The 23,092-nt window shown below is 45.1% G+C and carries 22 protein-coding genes; 11 read left to right on the plus strand and 11 right to left on the minus strand.

Going from position 1 to position 23,092, the window contains the following annotated elements:
• Window positions 1-7: 7 nt before the first annotated feature.
• The gene (dotD, locus tag AQUSIP_RS01875) at window positions 8-481 is read right to left on the minus strand and encodes a type IVB secretion system lipoprotein DotD (RefSeq protein ID WP_170131846.1); all 474 of its coding nucleotides are present in this window, start codon (window positions 479-481) and stop codon (window positions 8-10) included.
• Window positions 482-699: 218 nt separating this feature from the next.
• On the opposite strand from dotD, the gene icmT reads away from it, so the two are divergent.
• Both icmT and AQUSIP_RS01885 read left to right on the plus strand, forming a co-directional pair.
• The gene (gene icmT, locus AQUSIP_RS12455) at window positions 700-942 is read left to right on the plus strand and encodes an IcmT/TraK family protein (RefSeq protein ID WP_114834862.1); all 243 of its coding nucleotides are present in this window, start codon (window positions 700-702) and stop codon (window positions 940-942) included.
• Between the two features lie 9 nt (window positions 943-951).
• Window positions 952-1,299, plus strand: a complete 348-nt coding sequence (locus AQUSIP_RS01885) for a type IV secretion IcmS family protein (RefSeq protein WP_232058616.1) — start codon at window positions 952-954, stop codon at window positions 1,297-1,299.
• A 225-nt stretch (window positions 1,300-1,524) separates the two neighbouring features.
• Here AQUSIP_RS01885 and AQUSIP_RS01890 read toward each other — a convergent pair whose 3' ends face one another.
• The 6 genes from AQUSIP_RS01890 to AQUSIP_RS01915 all read right to left on the minus strand — a co-directional run bounded on the left by AQUSIP_RS01890 (window position 1,525) and on the right by AQUSIP_RS01915 (window position 5,105).
• Window positions 1,525-2,541, minus strand: coding sequence for an NAD(P)H-dependent glycerol-3-phosphate dehydrogenase (locus AQUSIP_RS01890; RefSeq protein WP_114834863.1), 1,017 nt, complete (start codon window positions 2,539-2,541; stop codon window positions 1,525-1,527).
• Window positions 2,542-2,557: 16 nt separating this feature from the next.
• On the minus strand, window positions 2,558-3,046 hold the full coding sequence (gene secB / locus AQUSIP_RS01895) for a protein-export chaperone SecB (RefSeq protein ID WP_114834864.1): 489 nt from the start codon (window positions 3,044-3,046) through the stop codon (window positions 2,558-2,560).
• A gap of 18 nt (window positions 3,047-3,064) precedes the next feature.
• On the minus strand, window positions 3,065-3,319 hold the full coding sequence (gene grxC / locus AQUSIP_RS01900; protein WP_114834865.1) for a glutaredoxin 3: 255 nt from the start codon (window positions 3,317-3,319) through the stop codon (window positions 3,065-3,067).
• Window positions 3,320-3,321: 2 nt separating this feature from the next.
• Entirely contained in the window at window positions 3,322-3,744 is a 423-nt protein-coding gene (locus AQUSIP_RS01905) for a rhodanese-like domain-containing protein (RefSeq protein WP_114834866.1), read from the minus strand.
• 174 nt (window positions 3,745-3,918) lie between these two features.
• Window positions 3,919-4,254, minus strand: a complete 336-nt coding sequence (locus tag AQUSIP_RS01910; RefSeq protein ID WP_197737809.1) for an endonuclease domain-containing protein — start codon at window positions 4,252-4,254, stop codon at window positions 3,919-3,921.
• An 89-nt stretch (window positions 4,255-4,343) separates the two neighbouring features.
• On the minus strand, window positions 4,344-5,105 hold the full coding sequence (locus tag AQUSIP_RS01915) for a ComF family protein (RefSeq protein ID WP_114834868.1): 762 nt from the start codon (window positions 5,103-5,105) through the stop codon (window positions 4,344-4,346).
• On the opposite strand from AQUSIP_RS01915, the gene AQUSIP_RS01920 reads away from it, so the two are divergent.
• The gene (locus AQUSIP_RS01920; RefSeq protein WP_114834869.1) at window positions 5,086-5,874 is read left to right on the plus strand and encodes a methyltransferase domain-containing protein; all 789 of its coding nucleotides are present in this window, start codon (window positions 5,086-5,088) and stop codon (window positions 5,872-5,874) included. The two genes, AQUSIP_RS01915 and AQUSIP_RS01920, sit on opposite strands and share 20 nt — an antisense overlap.
• Here the strand turns inward: AQUSIP_RS01920 and AQUSIP_RS01925 are convergent.
• A complete protein-coding gene (locus AQUSIP_RS01925; RefSeq protein WP_114834870.1) occupies window positions 5,871-8,948 on the minus strand; it encodes a hypothetical protein in 3,078 nt (1,025 codons plus the stop codon). The genes AQUSIP_RS01920 and AQUSIP_RS01925 overlap by 4 nt on opposite strands.
• Before the next feature lie 365 nt (window positions 8,949-9,313).
• Here AQUSIP_RS01925 and AQUSIP_RS01930 point away from each other — a divergent pair, with 365 nt between their 5' ends.
• The 3 genes from AQUSIP_RS01930 to nagA all read left to right on the plus strand — a co-directional run bounded on the left by AQUSIP_RS01930 (window position 9,314) and on the right by nagA (window position 14,333).
• The gene (locus AQUSIP_RS01930; RefSeq protein WP_114834871.1) at window positions 9,314-12,145 is read left to right on the plus strand and encodes a hypothetical protein; all 2,832 of its coding nucleotides are present in this window, start codon (window positions 9,314-9,316) and stop codon (window positions 12,143-12,145) included.
• 113 nt (window positions 12,146-12,258) lie between these two features.
• Window positions 12,259-13,164 carry a glucosamine kinase nucleotide-binding domain-containing protein gene (locus AQUSIP_RS01935; protein ID WP_170131847.1) on the plus strand — a complete coding sequence of 302 codons (906 nt, stop codon included), beginning with the start codon at window positions 12,259-12,261 and terminating at the stop codon, window positions 13,162-13,164.
• A complete protein-coding gene (gene nagA, locus AQUSIP_RS01940) occupies window positions 13,161-14,333 on the plus strand; it encodes an N-acetylglucosamine-6-phosphate deacetylase (protein ID WP_197737810.1) in 1,173 nt (390 codons plus the stop codon). Before AQUSIP_RS01935 ends, nagA begins: the two co-directional genes overlap by 4 nt.
• 8 nt (window positions 14,334-14,341) lie before the next feature.
• On the opposite strand, the gene spoT is transcribed toward nagA, so the two are convergent.
• Window positions 14,342-16,516, minus strand: a complete 2,175-nt coding sequence (spoT, locus tag AQUSIP_RS01945) for a bifunctional GTP diphosphokinase/guanosine-3',5'-bis pyrophosphate 3'-pyrophosphohydrolase (RefSeq protein WP_148326078.1) — start codon at window positions 16,514-16,516, stop codon at window positions 14,342-14,344.
• 169 nt (window positions 16,517-16,685) lie between these two features.
• Between spoT and AQUSIP_RS01950 the strand changes: the two genes are divergently transcribed.
• The 3 genes from AQUSIP_RS01950 to AQUSIP_RS01960 are packed head-to-tail and all read left to right on the plus strand — an operon-like array spanning window position 16,686 to window position 18,008.
• Window positions 16,686-17,024 (plus strand): hypothetical protein, encoded by a 339-nt coding sequence (locus AQUSIP_RS01950; protein WP_114834874.1) that lies wholly within the window; start codon window positions 16,686-16,688, stop codon window positions 17,022-17,024.
• A 58-nt stretch (window positions 17,025-17,082) separates the two neighbouring features.
• Entirely contained in the window at window positions 17,083-17,622 is a 540-nt protein-coding gene (locus AQUSIP_RS01955; RefSeq protein WP_114834875.1) for a DUF3592 domain-containing protein, read from the plus strand.
• A 5-nt stretch (window positions 17,623-17,627) separates the two neighbouring features.
• Window positions 17,628-18,008, plus strand: a complete 381-nt coding sequence (locus AQUSIP_RS01960) for a Rid family detoxifying hydrolase (protein WP_114834876.1) — start codon at window positions 17,628-17,630, stop codon at window positions 18,006-18,008.
• Between the two features lie 330 nt (window positions 18,009-18,338).
• Here the strand turns inward: AQUSIP_RS01960 and AQUSIP_RS01965 are convergent, their stop codons facing one another.
• The gene (locus AQUSIP_RS01965; protein ID WP_114834877.1) at window positions 18,339-19,775 is read right to left on the minus strand and encodes a S41 family peptidase; all 1,437 of its coding nucleotides are present in this window, start codon (window positions 19,773-19,775) and stop codon (window positions 18,339-18,341) included.
• Window positions 19,776-19,827: 52 nt separating this feature from the next.
• Window positions 19,828-21,372: a 2,3-bisphosphoglycerate-independent phosphoglycerate mutase gene (gene gpmI, locus AQUSIP_RS01970; protein ID WP_407641513.1), complete on the minus strand. Its 1,545-nt coding sequence runs from the start codon at window positions 21,370-21,372 to the stop codon at window positions 19,828-19,830.
• Window positions 21,373-21,707: 335 nt separating this feature from the next.
• On the opposite strand from gpmI, the gene AQUSIP_RS01975 reads away from it, so the two are divergent.
• Window positions 21,708-22,658 (plus strand): MlaA family lipoprotein, encoded by a 951-nt coding sequence (locus tag AQUSIP_RS01975; RefSeq protein ID WP_114834879.1) that lies wholly within the window; start codon window positions 21,708-21,710, stop codon window positions 22,656-22,658.
• Window positions 22,659-22,738: 80 nt separating this feature from the next.
• Window positions 22,739-22,978, plus strand: a complete 240-nt coding sequence (locus tag AQUSIP_RS01980; RefSeq protein ID WP_114834880.1) for a hypothetical protein — start codon at window positions 22,739-22,741, stop codon at window positions 22,976-22,978.
• Window positions 22,979-23,092: the final 114 nt, after the last annotated feature.

Consider the following 23,092-nt stretch of genomic DNA (forward strand, 5'->3'; position numbering starts at 1 on the left):
GTCCAGATTAATTTTTTGCATAACGCAATTCAATTACACGGCTTTCAGGAAAAACAGTAACGGTTGCACGCCGTCCTGCCTGATAACCAACATCCCTTAATATGTCGCCTAGCATCGCATTTTTTGCATAGACGGTGACAATGACCGGTATGGCTGGCGGCGTTCCTAACACTCTGACGCGATAATCAGAGGCACGCGCGATTTGGCGAATCAGGGGCTCAATGGGGCCTGACCAATCAACAGTAGTAAGACCCGCCATGCCATAACTGGCAGGGTTGGGCGGTGGCGCAAGCGGCGGCAGCGGATGGGCAGCCTGTGCAGTTTCCGCTAGGTCAACCATCGAGCGGCTTACTGAATAGGAAGCCTCAGCTAGCGAAGCTTCGGTATTCGAGACATTGTAGCTCTGCTGGGGTTTGGGGGTGGCACATGCGTACAACAAAAGAGAGAAAAAACTGATAAGCGCGATCTTTTTATCGTTCATATTTGATAATGTCCCTCTATTTCGCATTGCATCCAATGACATATAACGAACATGGTATAACGGCAGGTAAGAAATTTGAATATTTTTCTTAGTTTCACAGGTCTTACAGTTAATTGTTTGGTTAATCGCGTCACACACCCTTGTTGCAGAAACCGCAAGATAGCATTCAGCGGCTTCTTTAGTTAAAATTGATTAATAAGGGACAAAGGGATAAAGCAATGGCGCATTGGCGTGATTCCGCAAGAAATGTCAGATTCTTCTTTATTGATTTTAGAGCAACCTTTCCTTTGCTTATCCTTATTTTCCATATTCGCTTGTGGACATTTATTTTTGCTATTGTAGCCACTTTGTTTTTTACCTTGCTTGACCGGTATGGATTTACACCGATCGTATTTTTGCGCTGGCTGCGGTCCTATGTAGCCGGCCCTCGCAAGATCGCTCACCCGTGGTGGAGAAACTAAGAATAGATTATGGCAACGCCCGATATTTCACAGCAGATGATCAAAATTGCCCGTCTCATGAATACGCAATTCACGTTGAATGGCCGTCCCATGACGATGGAAGAAGTTTTTGCGCCCACAGGATTGCTGCCAGGTATAGCACGTCGCGCAGATCAATTATCTTCGCTCTGTCTGGGTTATGGAATAGGCGTGACCTTTGAAGAAGCAGAGGGTTCAGTATTAGGCGTAAAAGTAATTTTTGACGACATCACACCGAATGTACTGAGGCTGCTCTGCCTGATGGATGTACTGAATGAACTGACCAAAGGCACACCGCGCGGTGAACCGACTGCATTGGACCAGCTGATGTATGATTAAGCGGAATGCGGGATAAGAGAAAAATTGACACTGCCAGGACTGTGCAACGAACGCCTCGTTTTGCGTGTTTTTTACTTCTAGATAACGCAAATAGTTTATGTGATGAAGCTTAAGATTCTCTTAAGAGAATAAATATTTTTGATTTTTTTCAAGTAACTATTTTCTGCTATGGCATGTGTTCGATTAACTCGTTCGCTCTGAGTGCCTCAAGCATCAAGTAAAAATTCAAGCGCTGAGCTCGCTTTTCTCTGCCCGGGACAGTAGCTGATCCACTGCGTCTTTTGCACTGATTTTTTCCTGCAAAATCTGCCACACCGTTTCGCAGATAGGCATGTCAACATTGTGGCGCTCCGCCAGCAGAACAACCAGCTCGGCATTCCGTTTGCCTTCTACCACCTGGCCAATTTCATGTTCCGCTTCTTGGACGTTGCGGCCTTTGCCGATGGCAAGTCCCAGGCGACGATTACGGGACAAGTTGTCTGTGCAAGTCAGAATGAGGTCTCCCATGCCAGATAAGCCAATAAACGTTTCCAGCTTGCCGCCAAGCGCGATGCCGAGCCGCATGATCTCCGCCAATCCACGCGTGATCAGGGCGCTGCGGGCATTGGCGCCGAGCTCCATTCCATCAGAAATGCCTGTCGCAATGGCAATGACATTTTTTACCACGCCACCCACTTCCACACCGACCACATCATCGCTGGGATAGATGCGGAAAATAGAACTGTTAAAACGCTGGGTCAAGTCGCTCAGCAGTATTTTATTGCGGCTCGCAATCACAACCGCAGCCGGTAAGCCGGCTGCTACTTCGCGTGCAAAGGAGGGCCCTGAAAGAACGGCAAAAGGCCGGTCCTTTTCAAGAATTTCCTCCGTTACTTCGCTCAGCAGTTGTCCTGTGTCCTCATCCAGTCCTTTTGACGCGCAGGTAATTCTTATCCGGTCATGAATAAGCGGCTTCAGCATGATCAGGGTTTCACGAAAGCCCACGGAAGGAACGGCAATGATGACGTCGTCAATATCTTTGATGGCATCAGCCAGATTAGCTGTTGGCTGAATAGTATCCGGAAATTGAAAACCGGGCAGGTAACGGCTGTTTGCCCGCTCTGCCAGCATGGCAGCAACTTCGGGAATTTCCACGCTCCATAGCCGCACGGTTTGCCCGCGCCTTGCAAGGTACAACGCTAACGCTGTGCCCCAGGAGCCGGCGCCAAGAATGGTGACAGGTTTAAATTGCTGACCTTCCATGTGGATTTCCTTCTTGCTAGTTGGCTTTTTGCGCCCCGCCGCCATTACCTTCCTGGCCCTGTTTTTCCATGTGTTGAGCATATAAGGCATCAAAATTGACAGGGGCTAAAATCAATTGCGGGAAACCGCCTCGTACAACCACGTCAGAAATCACTTCGCGTGCGTAAGGAAAAAGAATATTTGGACAGAAGCTGCCGAGCATCTGGTGTAATTGTTCGCTGGGAAATCCGTTGATCATGAAAACACCTGCCTGATGAACTTCAACCAGAAAAGCTGTTTTTTTGCTGGTGGTCACTGTCGCGGTGATGGATAACACCACTTCATGCAGATTATCCTGGAGGCGGTTGCTTTTGGTCTCCAGGTTTAAGGCAACTTCAGGTTTCCATTCTTCAACGAAAGTATGGGGGGTGTTAGGCGCTTCAAATGAAATGTCTTTGACAAAAATGCGCTGGATTTCAAATTGTGGAGCGTTAGCTTGATTAGCTTGGTTTGGTTGCTGTTGCATGATAAGAGCCCTTTCTGATTATGTTTTTAACAATCCTTCCAGGTTACCGGATTTTGCCAGTGCAGCAAGATCATCGTAACCGCCAATAGGTTGATCATTGATAAAGATCTGCGGGACAGTGCGCCGATTGCTGAGTCTCAGCATTTCATCGCGCTTACTTTCATCCAGATCAATGCGTATTTCTTCAAAAGTAATATTGCGCGCGGACAGCAGGTTTTTTGCCATGACGCAATAAGGGCAGTTTTCTTTGGTGTAGACCACAACTTTAGCCATTTTTACTCCTTGACCACGGGCATGTCTGCTGAATCCCAGGCGCGCATTCCGCCTGTCAATGAATAGGCATTATAACCCTGTTTTTGTAATAACGCGGCTACTTTTTGCGACTCTACGCCCGCACCGCATACGACAATAATGGGCTTGGCCCTGAATTTTTCGACTTTTTTAGGCGTTTCCAGGATTTCCTGCGCCGGAAGCGAAACCGCCCCGACAATATGGCCCTTACGGTAAAGGTCATTGGCGCGGACATCGATGACGACAGCGTTCTCACGGTTAATCAGCTGTGTTGCTTGCGATGGCGTTAAACTCAATGCTTTTTGCCGTGCACGAATAAACTCAATCACGACGATTAAGACAAAAATAATGAGAGCTGAAAGGCTCAATACAGGATGATTCGAGATGAATGTCATTATTTCTTGCATGCTAGTACCTTTATGATGATTAGGTGGCTTACTCTATAGCGCATTAGCTTTTGGGGCAATATTAGGTGATTTTGCCTGACAAGACCACCCCTTTTATCCATCACACCCGGGAGATACATGATAATCCTTCTCCCCTTGTGGGAGAAGGTGCCCGAAGGGCGGATGAGGGGGTGTTTAAACTTTATTTAATAATATCTGGTAAATAGTTTCCAACACGTCTTCCCTATTTCTCATTACCTCATGATTCCAAAATCGTAAAACGTGAAACCCTTCTTCTTCCAAGAGATTCGTACGTTTCCTGTCATACTTTTCTTGCTCTGAATGTTGTCCGCCATCAAGTTCTATAATGAGCTTCTTTTCGAAGCAAACAAAATCAACAATAAAACCTCGTAAAATCTGTTGGCGTCTAAATTTAAACCCATGAAATCGGCGATTTCTCAGATGAGTCCATAAATATATCTCAGCTTCTGTTAGATTCTTACGTAATTTTTTCTGATATTCCTTTAGCATAAATGCCTCTCTCCCCCTCATCCGCCCTTCGGGCACCTTCTCCCACAAGGGGAGAAGGATTATTTTTTATATCGGGCCATGTGGTCTTTTCATCCCCGCCGTGCGCAGCACCAGACATCAATTCGGCTGGCACCGTGTGCTTTAAGCATTTTGCAGAGTGCTGTCAGGGTATGTCCTGTGGTGATGACATCATCGAGAACGGCCAGATTTAAACCTGTATAATCACGGCAAATCGAGAAGGCGTGAGACACATTTTGTTTCCGTTCTGATCCGGTCAGTGTACTTTGCGGTGCGGTATGTTTAATACGGCGGGTACCGTGTGCATCAATGGGAATAGAAAGAGCGCGTGCAACAGGCTTTGCGATCTCGAGTGCCTGGTTAAAGCCGCGTTCACGCAATCGGCGCGGATGCAGCGGAACGGGAATGATAAGGTCTGGCAGGTGAGCGTCACTGTACCATTCGTGTCTGATTTTCTGGATTAATAGCTCACCCAGCGCTTTGGCGTGGCTTAGCCGGTGCTGGAATTTTAATTGAATGATGAGCTGTGTGATGGGCGGATCGTAAGGAAACAAGGCGAAGGTCTGATCAAAAGGAGGCGCCAGTTTGAGGCAGGCGCCGCAGGTGGGCACCGGCTCGGCCAGGGCATGAGGCGTAATGGGTAAAAACTGGGCGCATCGTGGACAATGATAAGGTAAAATGGGCAAATCCTGAAGGCAGGCAAGGCAGAGATTGCCCGTCTGCCGGGTCAGGCGGCCACATAAAATACAAACGGGCGGCAACAGACTTAAACCCAGCCTGCCCACTTGATGACGTAAGGTTGAATAAAAAGCGATGAGTTTTTCCAAGAACATACAATGGTCTCCCTCAGATTATGCTGACGCTTCAGTGTTGTCCCGCGAGGTGGGAGAGGAAATACTTTCCCGTCTCGCCTGGATGACGTTAAAGCCTGAAGTGATTGTAGATGCGGGGTGCGGAACGGGTGAGATGAGTGCACGTTTACAGGCGTGCTACCCAGATGCGCGGGTCATTGCGCTTGATATTAGCGAACCCATGATCACCTATGCCAAACAGCAGATGCAGAGCGCCAGTGGCAAAATTTCCTGTCTCCAGGCTGATGCGGGTTGTTTGCCGTTTGCGGATCAGTCTGTGGATTTCCTCTTTGCCCATTTGCTTTTGCCCTGGCATGAAGACCATAGCCGCTTGTTCCGTGAGTGGCGCCGCGTGCTGCGGCCCGATGGGCTGCTGTTCTTTACGGTGCTAGGGCCTGATACGCTGCGGGAATGGGAGAAACACACAGTGCTTATTCCTTCCAAAATGGATATGCATGATATGGGCGATCTGCTGCTGAAAGAAGGTTTCGCGGATCCCGTGCTGGATGTGGATTATTTTACGGTGCGGTATAAAGATAAGGATAAGATGATGAGGGAGTTGTGCGCAAGCGGGATGTTAATGCTGGAAGCTAAGCGGGACATTACTGATGAATATGCCTGGCAGGTGACGTATGAAGTTGTGTATGGGCATTCCTTTGCGCCTCTTGCGACGGGGTATGCTGCCCAACCTGATGGAACGGCAAGAGTACCCCTCGCTAGTTTGAAGAAAAAGCTGATAGCAAAAGATTAATGATGACTTTCGTTTGTTAATCCTCGTTGCTGGGTTTCAGTAAATCGCGCATCGTCTTTGGTAACGATGTCTATAACTTCATTTAATACCAGCTCTAAGCCACTTGAAAAACCTTTAAAATATTTTTTACCAGGAGTTTGATTTGGTGGCTCGTTCTGCAATATGTTTGTTACATCATTTGCGGTTTCACCATATCGGCTACCCATTAAAAGCATAGAAATATAATTTTTCTCGTCAGTAGCATTTTTATGCCTATCTTGAATAGACTCAATAATGGTTTTCATCGCAATTTGTTCTTCGGGATTTTTTTCATAGTGAGTTGCGACCTCATTTAAAATTTCTTTATAAATATTCTTAAGTGCGTCTATTTTTGCTTTGGTATCCAAAAGTCCCTTGTCGAAGATTTGTTCAATTGTGTAATTCAAGATAGCAGCGGCTTTGCTAATAATCTTTGCTTGATTAATAAAAAGAATGCGATTCTCATCAGCAAATATGTCTCTCAGACTCTCGGCAAGAGCTTTCTTATGCCTGGTTAGGGCAGGTTTTCTGAATACAAAGTTTAAGAACCCTTTTCTCTCTTCGAGATATTCAATATTTATTGTATCAACAATTAAGTCACGTGCTTCTTTGCTCATTACTGGTAAAGTATCGGAAAGTTTTTCAACTTTCAAATTTTGTACTGCTTGCTCAACTTTCGTTGCAGTTTCCTCTTTCTGTCTTTCTAACGCTTGTTTTTCTTCCACAACTCTCTTTTGCTTTTCTTCTTGTTTTTGCTGATATTCCTCTGAGTTTTCATAGGCTAGCGTTTCAACGTCAACTTGCAACTTAATTTGTTCAATATCTTCTTCCAGATCAGATAATCCCACCTTTAACGTTGATTCACCATCGTGAAATTGTTGATAGATTGATTCATAATGATCCAGATTTTTATTAGATTTAGCAGAATCAAAATGTTCTCTTGTCCTCTTTAAGGATTCAAGAGCTGAGATATTATTCTGGAGGCGTATTTTCAGATTAGCAATATCTTGCTTGAATTTGGATGGGTCTTGGGTTTCTGCAATTGTTTTTTCTAAAGCTTCGATCTCTTTGCTGTGAATGTTGATGTTACTTTCGAAACTCTCCATTACCTTGCTATCATGTATCGAATTGTAAAATTGCTGATATGTAGATAATGCGATTGTGTACTCCTTTTGAATGGATTCAACTTCGGATTTATACTTTTCCCCCAATGATTCAATTTCTTTTTTGATTTGCATGGCATCCATGTCTACTTTCATGGTTTGTGTTTCGCTTGCCAATCGGCCAAGTTGCAAATTTCTCGCTTTGATAGAATCTTCGTCTTTGTAAGGGATAAATGGATACGCTTTGCTAAGCGTTTCTGCGTCAGGTTTTATTTTTATTTTATCCTGTAAGGCTTGAATTTTTTCATTATACGTATTACGTGCCTCTAGCAGCTTGCTGTAGAAGGGTTCAAGATGCACAAGGTCTGGATGCGTAAAAGCATCTATAATTTTTTCGGCCTCCTTGGAATCCGCTTTTGCCTCTTTGAAAATTTCTTCATTGCCGAGTTGAGGAATGGTTTTTTTGACTTCTTCTTCCTTCTTTTTTGCATCTTCGTGAGCTTTTCGGAGATTATTATAATATGTCAGGTCTCTTTGGAACGGCTCGTAGTTATTATTAAACAAATAGATGGGCTGATCAGCTTTCATGTCTTCCTGCAGATAGCTGGAAGCCTGCTCATTTACCGATTTTTCAATCGCAGCTTTTAATTCCTGGCGAGATCTAAAGACGTTGCTATTCCAGGCAAATGTCCCGCCTTTAACATTCATTGTAAAAGGAAGTTGTTGTTTACTGCTTTCCTTGGTAAGAGTGTCGATTAAAGAATCTTGTTTGTCAGAGGTGCCAATAGTGGATGTGGCGATACCATTTTTGCCTAATAATTCATTGATAACTTTAGCAATTTGATCAAGATCAGACCCGCTAGTACCTGATTGGTATGCTAGTAATTTTTTTTCAACTGATGCGAGCGGTTCAGGATCAAGGTTTTGGTCAAATGTAATGAGGCCGCGGAAACATTTGTTGATTTCGTCCACTTTTTCTTGCACTGATTTTTTGGTTTTTTTGTTGTAATAAGTGATTGCGCTGTTGTATATGATTCTCGCAAGCTGTAATTTCGCTTCTTTAATCAGGCTTTCATTTTTCTCGTATTTGCTAACTTCGGCGTTGATTGTTTCTAATATCAAATTAAAGCCATCGATTTTATGTTGGGCTCTTTTTTTGGCTGCTTCTATATTTTTCAGTAACCAGTCTCTGCTTTGTGCTAATGTTTCAGGCAGATCTTTAGAAGAAAGGTCTTTTAATTTACTTTCTTTTTCCTCTAGATCCTTTAATTCTTGTACGGCTTTATTTTTTTTATTAACAAGCGTATCAAACAGCGGATTGTCGGGCAAAAGAGCTTTTGCTTTTTGCATTACCTCTTGTTCATTGAGCTGCGATACTTGATGTCTTTCCTCTTCGCTCTTACGGCTGAGCGTTGGTGTTAATTCGAGCGTTTGTTTAAATCGGCCATCTGTTATAAGTTGTCGACGAGTTTCATTGATGGCTTCATCTGATTCTCTGGGATTAGAATTTTTTATAGCTACGAGAGCATCTCGTTGACTCATTTCTTTTTTTACGGGTGATGTAATAGCGAGCCCTGGTGTTTGATAAGAGGGTGTTTCGATTGCGAGTGAGGATGAGATTGTTTCAGGTGCAATATGGGCCCTGAGGCTCTGTTCGCTGTTTATATATAATTTTAGTTTTCCATCTTTTGCATCTTTATAAATAAGAGGTATATATATGTCTGACTGGCGCTGAATATAAGTTATCATGTCAGATAAAATAGGTATTTTATCATTCGGATCAGCTAACGGCTTTGAATTAAGAATCAGATCTACGAGTCTTGTGGAGACTTCTTCTTCGTCTTTAATATTATAAAAACTAATGAACTCTCTATAAGCTTCATCGCTTAAATAAATTTTCCCATTTTTAAAGCCGACTTGATTATTGTAGAATGAATAACTAAATTCGCGCATAGACGCCTCGTAAGATTACTTTTGTTGTCTTCTTGTTACTACTATAGATCAGTTCTATTAAATCAATATTAACACGACTGCTATCTGACCATTTGCTATAAGTATAGATGAATATTAAGAAAATCGAGCCGGCACCTCCTTTTTTGATTACAAAATTAACCGATTGTTTTTATTGGTTATTTATATATTGATGCAACAGATTTGTTGCATAGAAGCTGGCTTTTAGCTGAAAGCCGCGATTTAATAAAATGACTTATTGAAATTAATACAATTTTAAGCCTAACAAAGTATGATGATAAAAGTAAAAAAAGAAGAAAAAGACAAGACGTATTTTGCATCATATTCTCAGAACGAGGTTAAAGGTAATGCAGTCTAATCACGTAACAAATACAGAAGCTCGGTCGCTTGGATCATTGGTGGTCCAGACAGAGCGATCGATTGTAGACAGGGTAAACGGCTTGCACAGCGCTTTTGATGCAGCGTTTAAAGACAAAGATGGCGGACATATTTCGCAGCTGGTGTATCGTGCATTGTGGGATAAGATCAAATCGATTTTCGAAAAATCCAATCCGTTTCTACAGCCGGAAAAAATTACCAGCCTCAATAACATTGATATAGCATTGTCTCAAGAGGAGCTGGAGAAAGCCTTTGATAGCCTTAAGTCTCAGCTTCGAGAAATAACGGAAGAATATTTTAAAACGCATCAGGCTGAATTCTCTAATTCAAAGCTTAAATCAAAGCTTAAATTTAAAACTACAACTAATTCACTAGATATTGAAGATTTATTCAAAAAGCTATCTGCAGATAAGCTACAACTTTTTCCTGTTCTTATTGACGCATTTAAGGCATTGGCTGTGCAAGGCTACTTGGTGAAAAATCTTGCGCCAGATAACAAATATATCCGTGACAGAAATGCGTTGATTGGAACCCATGTTGATATATACATCCGGGAAATGGATGAAGCGGAAAAGATTCTGGATTCCAACTTTGGGCCTGGAATAGGTTTTTTAAAAACGAGCGCTTTCGATGAAGTGTTGTCGGCTGCTGAAGACAGAGAAGCGTTAGGTAAAGATGCGGCTTTTAGAGATGCATTAGATACCAAAAAGCAGAAAATTGCAGAGGCAATGCAAAAGCTATTTGATGATTTGAAGAAAGAAAATACCTTGCTTGCTAAGTATAGTGAATTAATGCTGGATATTACTCGCTATAATGATTTTTATCGGCAAACTCAGCTGCGCATTCAGGAAGGTCAAATTGAAAAAACAGAATTAAATCGTATTCAGGATCAAATTGCACTTCAATATAAATCGCTATCGGAAAGAATGACGGATTTCCTTAAAACTGAAGGAAAAGAGTTTGAAAAAAACAAGAAGCAATTGCTCAGTAGAATTGCTTCAGTCAAAAGCCAACTTTCGCAAAATGATTATGTTCTGAATATTGAGAGTTTAGGGGAAAGTGTATTCACTCGAGTGGTTGCTATTGCAAGCATTGATTCTAAAATTAAAGAGTTAGCGCAAACGTTAACTTTTATTCAGCTTGAGAACTCGCCTCCTGCAATCGTCGCTGGGAGCGTTCAAGATGTCAGTTTGTTTATGGGAGAGATTGTTGCTCGATTGGAGAAGCTTAAGAGCAATTTGTCAAGTGCGCTGGTTGACAAAGAAATTGCCGCTTACCGCGAAGCGATAAAAGCGGCAATATCCTTAAAAGAAAAACTGGCGGCGCTATGCAAACAACAAACCGGTACGTGGAATGATTTGTGGACGGGACAAGCCGTGGGGGCGGTTGAACAGGCTTTTTCTCTTGATCCCTTTAGTCAACAGTTGCCCAATAAAGAAAAGTTGATTAAGGCTGATTTGGAAGAATTGATAGAGCATACCAACAATAAAATTTCTGAATATGAAGAAAAAAATAAAAGCAGTGTCAGTCGTTTGTTGAATAAAGCAGTGATTGCTCGTCACGCTTTGGTTGAGGCTCGTCAACGAGGTATTAAGTTATTGAGACAGATTGAAAGCGAAGAGTGTCAGCTAGCTGAAAGCGCGGCAAAGTCGAAATGCCTCGACAGCTTGAATCAATACGAAAGCATCGTTCAACAAACATCTCTGCCGGATTTGAGTAATGTGCAGCTGAGTAAACCTGAAAATTTAGTCAGCTTAAGTAAGCCGATTGTTATGTCAGGTTCTTCAGGTGGCCGACGAAAAAAGGATGAAGAAAATAGTGGTGAATTACCTGTAATATTACGCCCACGTCAGTCTGCATCTAAAAACCCAAAACCTGGCCTTTGGCAGCGCTTCAAGGGTTTTGCCCGGAAGCATCCTGTTATTACCGGCGCGTTGGTCGGGCTTGGCGTTGGTGTCGTTGCGGTCGGTGTCGTTGCTGCCTTGGTTTTTGCGCCTTATGTTGCTGTACCAGCCGTTGCTGCTGTGGGAGCAGCTGTCATCGGCAAATTCGGCGTCCTAGGTACGATCGGGCTGGTTGCAGGCGCTGTTGTGGCAGTAACAGGTGCAGGTGCTGCCGCGGGCGGCATAGCATCATGCTGCATAGAACTAGAAAGCTATGATGTGGAACGCCAGCCTTTATTATCAAATGGCCCTGATGCTGAGCCGAATAGTGATTCTGAAGACGAGGATAAGGACAAACATAATCACGATAAAGATGCGGATATATTAACCCATCATTCCAAACGGAGAGGCAGCACAGATACTTTGGATATTATAACAACTTTAGATGGGAACTCTGTTGGCAAGAACCCTTCTAGCCTGAGAACATCATCTCAGTTGACTGAAAAAACGAAAGCTTCAGCCCATTATAGTAATGGTTCCTTATTAAAAAGGAGCGGATCATTCCATGAGGTTCCTGCCGTCACTGTTAGTATCAATAGAGCACTGGTAAACGCTTTTGAGAAAGCGCTGGCTAAAAAAATTATGCAGGAGATTGTTTGGAAAAAAAATCCAGTAAGTGAAAAATTTAAAGAAGCTTTTTTAAAGAAAATTGATGATGGCGAAAGAGTCAAGGAGATATTCGAGAAGAATTATGAGGATATTGAGCGCAAAGAAGCTATTGATACATGCATTTCTTCTCTGATGAACGACGAGCAATTTAAAGGAAAACTGGAATTGAAGGATTTTCAATCTTCTTTCTTAAGAGACAGCATTGCTTCTTATTTTAATAAAAGACCTTCTTCAGCTTTCCACAAATAAACCAGTTGGATAATTCATGATAGGGGCGCTGAGACAAGCGCCCTTTTTATTTTTTTATTCTTCTTTCCAATCCGACCCGATACAATGAGCTTATTTACCCAAAGGACAAGCTCTTGACCAAACATATCTTCATCGGCGTCGACGGCGGCGCGACAAAATGCGTTGTCCGCGTTGAGGACGAGACTGGCTCCCTGCTGGGACTTGAAGTGAGCGGGCCTGCGAACATTCGCCTTTCTGCGGATCAGGCCTGGCAATCCATTCACTCTGCGTTGAACAATATCTTTCGTCCTCTTTCGCTTTCCCTGGCCGATAGCAGCTGTCAATTTCATGCCGGCATGGGGCTCGCTGGTTGTGAAGTGAAAGAAGCTTATCAGGCCTTTCTTGCGCATCCTCATTCACTGGCAACGCTGATCGTTTCTTCCGATTCACACACTGCCTGCCTGGGCGCACACGGCGGTCAGGATGGTGCGATTATTATTGCGGGTACGGGTGTGGTCGGTTTTCAGATCCAGCAGGGTAAAACGGTGCAGGTGGGTGGCTTTGGTTTTCCGCATGATGATGAGGGCGGCGGCGCCTGGCTGGGCTTGCAGGCGGTGAGGTTGACCCTGCAGTGGCTGGATGGGCGGCTGCCTGCATCAGCATTAGCTAGTGTCGTGTACAGCTATTTTGGTGAGGACCAGGATCAACTCATCAGCTTCGCAAACCGTGCCAATTCCACTCAATTTGCCGTACTCGCACCGCTCGTGATTCAACAAGCTGAAGCAGGCGATCAGATGGCCGGCGCTGTTCTGCAACAGGCGGCCAAGTTCATTGACCATATTGCCGATACGCTTGGGCGACAGCAGCTTGTCTCCGATAAACCACTTCCCTGTTCACTGGTCGGTGGCATTGCGCCTTTTCTTGAGCCTTATCTGGGATCGGCTTTACGTACACGGATACGCGACTGTCAGCTAACACCGGACGCAGGCGCCGTTTTAATGGTACGCCAGCATCTTAAGCAGCATAAAGGTGCCGCATGAGTGAATTTAACCGGACTATTTTTTCAGGTATGCAAATCCTGACGAATCACGCATGGGCAAAAGATCAAGCGGTTGTGGTGGAAGATGAAAAGATCAAAGCCATTATCCCTGACAATATGATTAAACATCATATGCCAGCCGCGCGTTTTGAGTTTACGGAAAATCACTATCTTGTTCCGGGATTCATCGATTTGCATATTCATGGTGCGCATGGCAAAGATGTGATGGATGCCTCGGAAGAGGCTTTACATGTGATAAGCCGTTCACTCGCTGCCGAAGGGGTCACGGGCTTTTTACCGACGACGCTGACAGCGTCTAGCAAACAGATTGAACGAGTGTTAAAAAACATTGCCTCAACCCCTTCACCCGCGGAAGGCGCCGCGATATTGGGCGTGCATCTGGAAGGGCCGTTTATTGCGCCATCCCGCATGGGTGCACAGCGCGGTGATGAAGTACAACTGCCCGATATAGCGCTATTGAAACAATGGCAGCATGCGGCGCAGGGGAATATCAAAGTGGTGACGCTTGCCCCCGAATTACCGGGGGCGCTGCCATTGATTGAGGCATTGCGAGACATGGATATTGTCGCATCCATCGGCCATACCAATGCAACATACGAGGAAGTGAGCGCAGCGATTGCTGCGGGCAGCACACAGGCCACGCATTTGTTCAATGCCATGCGCGGTATGCACCAGCGCGAACCAGGCACCGTTGCTGCGCTGCTCCTTGCGAGTGATGTGATTGTGGAACTGATAGCAGACGGCCTGCATGTTCATCCGGCCATGATCGAACTGGCTTATAAACTTAAAGGCAAGGACCGCGTCTTGCTGGTCACGGATGCCATGCGGGCCAAATGTCTTGGCGACGGACATTATGACCTGGGCGGTCAGTCTGTGCAGGCGCAATCGGGAAAAGTGACCCTGGCGAATGGAACGCTTGCCGGAAGTACGCTGCGCATGCCGGAGGCAATCCGGAACATGACACAATTTTCCAAATGCACCTTGATTGATGCTATTTACATGGCCTCACGCAATCCAGCACGCGTGCTTCGGCTTGATAACCGCAAAGGTACCATTGAAGTAGGCAATGATGCTGATCTGGTGGTGCTGAATACAGAGCTTGAGGTGGTATTGACCATGCGAGAGGGGCGGGAGATTTTTCGGGTATAATGGTTTGTTCACATCACCGTTTCTACATGCGGTTTATGACGCAGTACGCGGATCACATCTTTGCGTTTACGGATTTTGCGCAGAATGCGTGCGAGGTGTGAGCGGTTGCGGACGGAAATAGTGACATCGACATGAAAATGATGGCGATCGCTTTCTTCCGCGCGGATGTGTTCAATGTTGGATTCACCTTCGGAAATGGCGAGTGTGAGTGAAGCAAGACTGCCGCGTCGATTCACCAGATCAACTTTGAGATCCACAGAAAAATCCCCTTCAATACCTTCCTGCCAGATCAAGGGAACATATTTTTCCGGGACATGATGGTATTTCTCAATGTTAGGGCAATGCATCATGTGAACCTCGATACCTAATCCTACTTTGATGAGTCCTGCAATCTGATCACCTGGAATAGGGCGGCAGCATCGGGCAAAATTGATCACCAGTCCTTCCGTTCCTTTTATGATAAGCGGTTGAATCACAGCCTTATCTTCGACTGCTTCCCGGCTGCCTTTTTCCGCTGTTCCTTCTTTTCTTACCGTTTCGCCGATGAATTTCACCACCTGTTTTGCGACCAGCAAGGCAGGGCGGTTGCCAATGCCCACTTCTTCAAACAGATGGGCGATGGATTCCAGTTTTGAAGCGATGACGATCGTTTGCAGGGCAGGTTCTGAAACCTGATCCAGCGGAATGCCATAGAGCTGCAGTGCTTTTTCCACCAGCCGTCTGCCCAGTTCGATAGATTCTTCGCGCTGTTGTTTTTTCAGGTAATGTTTAATCTTGCTGCGGGCTTTTCCCGTTACGACAAAATTGAGCCATGCCGCGTTTGGCCGTGCGCCAGGCGCCGTGATGACTTCAACCTGTTGCCCGCTGACAAGCGGGGTTGACAGTGGGGACAGACGTTTATCCAGGCGCACCGCGACGCACGTATTACCAATATCAGAGTGGATGGCGTAAGCAAAATCCACGGGTGTTGCGCCTGCAGGTAATTCAATGATCTGGCCCTTGGGCGTGAAAACATAGACTTCGTCAGGAAAGAGATCAATTTTTACATTCTCAATGAATTCCAGTGAATTGCGCGAGCTCTTGTCCATTTCCAGAATGCCTTTCAGCCATTCGCGTGCGCGTGATAGCGCGTCATGGAAAACTTTTTTCTCTGTTTTGTAAAGCCAGTGCGCAGCGATCCCATTCTCTGCCATTTTGTGCATTTCTTCCGTGCGTATCTGCACTTCAATAGGCACTCCATAAGGACCGAAAAGCGTCGTATGCAGGGATTGATAGCCGTTCGCTTTAGGAATGGCTATATAATCCTTGAAGCGTTGTGCGATGGGCTTATAAAGATTATGTAAAACACCGAGTACACGATAGCAGGTGTCGACTTTGTCCACGATGATACGAAAGCCGTAGACGTCCATAATTTCAGAAAAAGATAAATGCCGCTCGTGCATTTTTTTATAAATACTGTAAAGATGTTTTTCGCGACCGGAAAGTGTGGCGGAAGGAATATGGCCTTTCTTGATGCTCTCCTGAATTTGCTTGTTAATCATATCCATAATTTCACGGCGATTGCCAAGCGCCTTGGCGACGGCTTCTTTTAATACGCGGTAACGCATGGGATAAAGCGATGCAAAGCCCAAATCTTCCAGCTCAACCCGGAAGGTGTGCATACCCAGGCGATTCGCAATGGGAGCAAAGATTTCCAGTGTTTCCTGAGAAATGCGCCTGCGTTTGTCAGGCGGCAAGCCATAGAGCGTGCGCATATTATGCAGTCGGTCAGCCAGTTTGACCAGGATAACACGGATGTCGCTCGCCATGGCCATCACCATTTTGCGAAAGTTTTCAGCTTGCGCTTGGGCGTAATTTTCAAAATGAATTTGTGTCAATTTGGTTACGCCATCAACCAGTTCAGCGACTTCATTACCAAATTTTTCTATGAGTTCCGCTTGGGTGACAGGTGTGTCCTCAACTACATCATGGAGGATGGCTGCCATGATGGTAGGCGGGTCCATGCGCATCTGTGCCAGTATTTGGGCCACTGCCACGGGGTGTGTGATATAAGGTTCGCCGGTATAGCGACTTTGGCTGCCGTGGGCTTCTTTTGCAAAAAGGTAGGCCTTTTCGATATCTGCCACCTGGGTGTGGCTAATATATTGATTTAATTCATCCCGTAATGTCTCAAATTCACCCACGCAAAGCTCCACTCAGCTATCCGGATTTAATGGCCAAAATTTACTATGATACTCTTTTTATTATGGATTGTCGGTGACAAGTTCGCTACTTAAAATGCTGCATTTAAGAACAAATTGCAGGAAGTGTCTTATAATTATAATGAAAAAGTAGAGGAATGAAGGAGGTCTTATGTGGTGCGGAAAATGCAAACGATCAGGGTCATTGTGTCCCGTTTCGTTTGGTTTGGCTTGGGGCATTGTGATTGGTTTGTTTATGGCAGGCTATGCCTGGATAGCATGGTTATCGGGTTATGGCACAGCAGTGGTCGATCAATATGCCGTATTTTACTATGGCTATGAAGCAACTTTTCTAGGCGGTATTATCGGAGGCTTCTGGGGCCTAGTAGTAGGGTTTTTGTTCGGGTTTTTCATCGCACTGTTTTATGACTTGATTGCTTGCTGTTGCAAGGCAAAGTGCTGCAAGCCATCAGAAGGGTCTGATGAATGCTGCAAGCCATCAGATAAGTAAGGTACAGAAAACAAATAAAAATTAGATTTGATCTTTCTGTGACCCTTCGTTACCATCCATGAATATGTGGAAACGTCATTTATCGCCAAAAAAGCGGATTACATTACTAATAGGACAATTTGTCGTTCTCGTTATATGCATAGGTTATATCGAGTATTTTTACACAACCCGCCTTCTACCAGATAAACGCGCACAAGCTGTTTTTAATTCTGCCGATTGTTTCCTTGTCAGTAAAAAACTCAATACCCGAAATTATCCCAAGCATGTTTATCGTGCAGATTTTCTGGTGAGTTATAACGTTAATAATGTGCAATATAATCGTTGGGCTTTTGGCAACGGAATGGATCGCTCATTTAGTGAAAGCAAAGGGGAACAGGAAGCTATCTTGGCCCGGTATGAAGTCGGCAAAACGTATCAATGCTGGTATGACCCGGAAGATCCTCAGCTGGTTGTGCTTGTCATGCGCCATGATTGGAGAGTGACATTCCCCTTGATTCTGCCTGCTGTTGTTGCTGTAATCATGCTCTATTATTTTCTGACAAATGCAGTTGGCTTAATGGGTATGATGGGAACAGTGATATCAAAACGGAAAAAGTAAGCAATATGAAAAACAAAATCCAGGCAGATCAGGCCCCCCAGGCAATCGGGCCTTATTCACAGGCAATTAGAACAGGGAATGTAGTTTACTTTTCAGGCCAGATTCCACTTGATCCCAACACGATGGCACTGGTTGCCGATGACTTTGCCAAACAGGCCACTCAGGTATTTGCCAATCTCGTTGAAGTATGCAAAGCGGCGGGCGGCAGTCTGGAGGCGATTGTAAAGCTCACTATATACCTGACGGACCTTGCTCATTTTCCTATCGTGAACGAAGTAATGATGCAATTTTTCAGTGAACCTTATCCCGCCCGTACCACGCTGCAAGTTTCTGCTCTGCCCAAGAATGCGCAAATTGAAATTGAAGCAATAATGGTGATGGAATAGCGAGCCTGCTTTTCTTCCTGCATGTCACTCTCTGCAAATCACTCTGTGCTTTACTTTGTCATCCCCACACTGCCCACTCTCTGTCATCCCGCACTTGCCTCTCTGTCATCCCGCATTTGTTGCGGGATCCGGTATCAAAAAATAAAGGAATACATTATGTTTTACACACCAGCCCCCGCAACAAGTGCGGGGTGACAAGGATTAAAGTGCGGTGCCAAGGAACAAAGAGAGTGACAAGGAACAAAGAGAGTGACAAGGAACAAAGAGAGTGACAAGGAGCAAAGAGAGTGACAAGGAGCAAAGAGGCTGTCAAAGAATAACCGTTTTACCTCATTTATTCGTCGCCACATTGCTGGTATGACCGACTTTACTGTTATCACCCAGCATATACATAGTGCGTAGAATTTTGATGGCTTCAAATAGTTGAAAATCTTCCTGGGCCAACAAGATATCATTGCGGCTTAACGCTGCGGGATTGGGTTGATTGCTGGTGGTTCCCGAGGTCAGATGGTTTTTGAGTTGATATTCCTTAATCGGCTCAAGCATCGCAATGTCTTCATCGGATTTGTTTTTTATTACTTTCAAATCTTCCACGTGCACATCAGGAATAATACCCACATTTTGGATCACGCGTCCTGAAGGAGTGTGGTAAAGGGCAGTGGTAAGTTTAAGCGCGTGTGTTTTATCCAGTGGTATGACAGTCTGCACAGAGCCTTTGCCAAAACTGGTGGTTCCTACAATCAATGCCCGTCTGTAATCTTGCAAGGCACCGGCGACAATTTCGGAAGCAGAAGCGGATCCGCCATTTATCAGGACAACGATGGGTGCACCATTTAAAATATCATTGCCGTTGGCTTTAGCGCTGTACTGCGCTTCAGGCAGCCTGCCTTCCGTGTAGACAATGAGATTTTTATGCTTGTTATTGAGGTTCTTGCTGTCAAGAAAACTATCGACGATTTGTACGGCTGTTTCCAGCAGGCCGCCCGGATTATTGCGTAAGTCTAGAATGATGCCATGCAACTGGCCGCGATTTTTATTTTTTAAATCCTGAATGGCATCGCGCATCAGCTTTGCAGTCGGTTCCTGAAACTGGGTGATGCGTATATAACCAAAGTTGTCATCGAGCATTTTGCTTTTAACACTGGCGATGCGAATGGTCTGACGCGTAAGCTTGAAAGTCAGCGGTAATTTTTCGCCCTTGCGCAAGACTGTCAATATGACTTGCGAACCGGATTTGCCGCGCATTTTTTCAACGGCTTCCTGCAGTGTCATTTCACTGACGAGTTTGCCATCAATGGCGACAATATAATCTCCCGCTTTGATGCCCGCTTTAGCAGCAGGCGTATCATCCATTGGCGTGACAATTTTAAGGATGCCAAATTCCGGTGTGACTTCAATGCCAACGCCGCCGAATTCGCCACTGGTTGTCATCAACAGTGTTTTGTAAGCTTCTTTATCCAGATATTCAGAGTGCGGATCAAGCCCGCTCACCATACCGCGAATAGCGTCATCCAGTAAAGAACGATCGCCAATAGGCTGCACATAAAAGTCTTTAATCAGGACGATGGTATTCGTAAAGCGATTAATATCATCATCGCTCACGCCCTGATTTTTTTCATCAGAAGTGGTTTTGGTGTCTTTGTTTTTTATATCAGCCGCTATCGTCTGGGTGCTGGAAACAGGAGATGTTTGGGCAATCGAAGAAGGGCCAACAAAAACAAAAGCCATAGAAATAAAAATAACTAAGATAAAGGTACGAATGTTCATCAGGGATGTTCCCCTTCTCTAGTTATTATAAGTATAGCACCTTGTCTTTTCGTTATACTAATTTGATGATGGACTCCCCCGTCATTTCGCTAGGTTTTCGTAGACCCATCAGATAGAGCAGAGTAGGGGCAATATCCGATAATTTCCCATCGTATTTGACGATTTCAGCCGGACGGCCTACATAAATAAAGGGGACTGGATCCGCAGTGTGTGCTGTATGTGGTTGATTAGTTTTGTAATCAAACATTTGTTCGGCATTGCCATGATCAGCCGTGATAATCGCTTCCCCTCCCGCTTCGCGAAGGGTTTTGATGATCTTGCCCAGGCATTGATCAATTGTTTCAATGGCTTTCACCGTCGCTTCAAAGTTGCCTGTATGTCCAACCATATCAGGGTTGGCAAAATTGCACACTATCACATCATATTGGCCCGTTTTGATTTCATTCACTAAGCGCTCGGTGAGCTCTGGCGCGCTCATTTCAGGCTGCAGGTCATAAGTGGCTACTTTAGGGGAGGGTATTAATATGCGATCTTCGCCCGGATAAGGTGGTTCCACGCCGCCATTAAAGAAAAAAGTCACATGCGCGTACTTTTCTGTTTCGGCAATGCGCAATTGTTTGAAACCCTGATGGCTCAGGCATTCGGCGAGAATGTGATTGAGTGGTTGCGGGGGGAAAGCAACCGGCGTGCTGAAACGGCTGTCATATTCTGATAAAGAAACAAACTGACCAAGATGAGGCCATTTTTCGCGGACGAAGCCATGGAAATCAGCATCAATAAATGCCTGGGTAATTTCACGCGCCCGGTCGGCACGGAAGTTCATGAAAAGAAGGACGTCACCATCATTCATGGTAACCGGCGGCGCATCCGCTGGATGAATGCTGGTGGCATGAACAAATTCATCGCTTTCGCCTCGCAGATAAGCAAGTTCTAGTCCTTCAATGGCTGTAGTGGCATGAAAATCTGCCTTGCCTTGCACCATCAGGTCATAGGCTGGGTGAATGCGTTCCCAACGTTTATCTCGGTCCATCGCATAATAGCGCCCAATCAATGAAACAATTCGCCCGCATTGTACTTCGCGGCATACGGCATCAAGCGCAAGCAGTGACGATTTGGCGCTCCTCGGCGGGGTATCGCGCCCGTCCAAAAAGGCATGGATATAGAGTGATGGCAGGTTTAATTTTGCGGCGAGCCTAACCACGGCCTGAATATGGCGCTCATGGCTGTGGACACCGCCTGCGGAGAGCAAGCCCATTAAATGAACAGCTTTTTGGGTCTTTTTTGCCTGGTTTATAGCGTTAACAAGGACTGCATTCTGAAAAAAATCCCCGGTTTCTATGGCGAGATCGATGCGTGTTAAGTCCTGGTGCACGATACGGCCTGCACCCATATTTAAATGGCCCACTTCTGAATTGCCCATCTGGCCTTCCGGTAGCCCCACACAGCGGCCGGACCCTGAGATGAGGGTGTGTGCACAGGTTTGCCATAGTCGGTCCCAGTGAGGTTTGTGCGCGGCGGCAATGGCATTGGCATCGGTTTGTTCTCGGTAACCAAAGCCGTCGAGGATAATGAGAGCAAGGGGTTTAGGTCGGGGTATCTTCGTCATAAATACTTCTTGTTACGCTAATAGGCTAATGATGATCTGCGCAGCTAGGCGCACCGTTTGATTTTTGGGAGGTTACATTATTTAGCAAAGTTGGCTTTTTGCAAATAGAGAATTCATTCCTTTATGATGTTGACAAGAGAATACCTGCCTCTGTGCCTTCACGGATGACAATAAGCATCCCTCATCCGCCCTTCGGGCACCTTCTCCCACAAGGGGAGAAGGATAAGGATTTTAAATTCCTAGAACGGACCTTCTATGATCTTAAGCGGGACATTTTTTGGGGATGGCGTTAAAATAAATTTTTAGCACATGTTTAGGATTGCGTTATGAACGATAAAAAACAAAAAAGGTCAAAATTACTTGCTCCAGCTCTCATGATTGCCATTATCTCAGGTGTGCACTGCTCACCCGGTTATGCTGAAACTGTCGTTAATCCGGATACAAGTGTTAATAGCTCAGATTCTTCTGCTAGCGCAGACACTGCTACCACTACAGCGAATAATAAAGATCCTCTCGAGCGCTTTAACCGCGTTATGTTTACGTTTAATGATAAACTGGACCAGTTTATTCTAAAGCCGGTCGCCACCGTCTATAACAAGATCATGCCCAAGCCCTTGAATAAGGGAATTCATAATTTTTTTAATAACATAGGCGAGCTGCCCACCATTGCGAACGATGTGTTACAGCTTAATTTTTATCAAGCAAGTAATGATTTCTGGCGTTTTGGCGTTAACACGACAGTGGGAATTTTAGGCTTTTTTGATGTCGCCTCACGCATCAACCTGAAATATTATTCCAACGATTTTGGCTTGACCCTGGCGGCTTGGGGTTACAAAAGTTCAAATTATCTTGTCTTGCCATTTTTCGGCCCAAGCACGATACGCGATGGTATAGGCTTGCCCGTCGATTATTTTGCCTTTTCTGTTTACCCTTACATCGAGCCTGACTCTACGCGTTATGCAGTATACGCGCTGGGCGCGGTTGATCGCAGGGCGCAGCTTTTGAAATTCGAATCTGTCATGGAAGAGGCTGCACTGGACAAATATGTGTTTGTGCGTAATGCCTATCTGCAGCGCCGTTCTTATCAAATTGAGCAGAATAAGCAGCGAGGCTATCAATACCAGGCGGATCAGCAGGAAGAGACGCCTCTTATCACTTCCGCCGCGGCGGTTTCTCCAATGGCTGACGTTGAATCACAAGCGGATACCTCAACCCAAAAGGCAGGATCAACGCCAAAGACGGGATCAGAGCAAGAAGCTGAATCAATAGCACAATAATCATTCTGATCAATCATCTTGCAAGGCGCTATGCTATGCTTATAAGAGAGAGTTACCTCCTGTCTAAGAGGGGTAGTGTGATGAGTGATATCGCCATTATTGCTGCATTGGTAAAAGGCACTTTTCTTGAAATTGGCAAACAGCAACGCGCCTTGGGTGAAGGCTTGCTTAACGCTGCGCCGGGAGACAGGACCGGTACACCCAATAATTCTGTGCAGTATTTGATAGCAGGAGCAGAACAACTGATTAATATGGCAAAACAGTGTGATGAGTTTATTCCAGCCGCCTCGCAGACATCAGAGACAGGGAAATCAGAGTGAGTCGGTTTTGTATCAAAATAATATTATCTGAATCATTCAGTCACTCATTTCCATGATGAAGAATGGGCAGGAATATCGTTAAAAAACGTTCTTTTTACCCCGTGTTGCGGGCTT

Origin of the sequence: Aquicella lusitana (assembly GCF_902459475.1) — a bacterium.
GTDB lineage: Bacteria > Pseudomonadota > Gammaproteobacteria > DSM-16500 > DSM-16500 > Aquicella > Aquicella lusitana.

What these genes read in the sequence shown, in the direction of transcription:
- AQUSIP_RS01950 (WP_114834874.1), top strand. Translation starts at nt 16,686, where the DNA reads ATGTGGTGCGGAAAATGCAAACGATCAGGGTCATTGTGTCCCGTTTCG.
- AQUSIP_RS01885 (WP_232058616.1), top strand. Translation starts at nt 952, where the DNA reads ATGGCAACGCCCGATATTTCACAGCAGATGATCAAAATTGCCCGTCTC.
- AQUSIP_RS01910 (WP_197737809.1), bottom strand. Translation starts at nt 4,254, where the DNA reads ATGCTAAAGGAATATCAGAAAAAATTACGTAAGAATCTAACAGAAGCT.
- AQUSIP_RS01965 (WP_114834877.1), bottom strand. Translation starts at nt 19,775, where the DNA reads ATGAACATTCGTACCTTTATCTTAGTTATTTTTATTTCTATGGCTTTT.
- AQUSIP_RS01960 (WP_114834876.1), top strand. Translation starts at nt 17,628, where the DNA reads ATGAAAAACAAAATCCAGGCAGATCAGGCCCCCCAGGCAATCGGGCCT.
- AQUSIP_RS01905 (WP_114834866.1), bottom strand. Translation starts at nt 3,744, where the DNA reads ATGCAAGAAATAATGACATTCATCTCGAATCATCCTGTATTGAGCCTT.
- AQUSIP_RS01975 (WP_114834879.1), top strand. Translation starts at nt 21,708, where the DNA reads ATGAACGATAAAAAACAAAAAAGGTCAAAATTACTTGCTCCAGCTCTC.
- AQUSIP_RS01920 (WP_114834869.1), top strand. Translation starts at nt 5,086, where the DNA reads ATGAGTTTTTCCAAGAACATACAATGGTCTCCCTCAGATTATGCTGAC.
- AQUSIP_RS01915 (WP_114834868.1), bottom strand. Translation starts at nt 5,105, where the DNA reads ATGTTCTTGGAAAAACTCATCGCTTTTTATTCAACCTTACGTCATCAA.
- AQUSIP_RS01980 (WP_114834880.1), top strand. Translation starts at nt 22,739, where the DNA reads ATGAGTGATATCGCCATTATTGCTGCATTGGTAAAAGGCACTTTTCTT.
- nagA (WP_197737810.1), top strand. Translation starts at nt 13,161, where the DNA reads ATGAGTGAATTTAACCGGACTATTTTTTCAGGTATGCAAATCCTGACG.
- icmT (WP_114834862.1), top strand. Translation starts at nt 700, where the DNA reads ATGGCGCATTGGCGTGATTCCGCAAGAAATGTCAGATTCTTCTTTATT.
- dotD (WP_170131846.1), bottom strand. Translation starts at nt 481, where the DNA reads ATGAACGATAAAAAGATCGCGCTTATCAGTTTTTTCTCTCTTTTGTTG.
- AQUSIP_RS01955 (WP_114834875.1), top strand. Translation starts at nt 17,083, where the DNA reads ATGAATATGTGGAAACGTCATTTATCGCCAAAAAAGCGGATTACATTA.
- AQUSIP_RS01930 (WP_114834871.1), top strand. Translation starts at nt 9,314, where the DNA reads ATGCAGTCTAATCACGTAACAAATACAGAAGCTCGGTCGCTTGGATCA.
- AQUSIP_RS01925 (WP_114834870.1), bottom strand. Translation starts at nt 8,948, where the DNA reads ATGCGCGAATTTAGTTATTCATTCTACAATAATCAAGTCGGCTTTAAA.
- AQUSIP_RS01890 (WP_114834863.1), bottom strand. Translation starts at nt 2,541, where the DNA reads ATGGAAGGTCAGCAATTTAAACCTGTCACCATTCTTGGCGCCGGCTCC.
- grxC (WP_114834865.1), bottom strand. Translation starts at nt 3,319, where the DNA reads ATGGCTAAAGTTGTGGTCTACACCAAAGAAAACTGCCCTTATTGCGTC.
- secB (WP_114834864.1), bottom strand. Translation starts at nt 3,046, where the DNA reads ATGCAACAGCAACCAAACCAAGCTAATCAAGCTAACGCTCCACAATTT.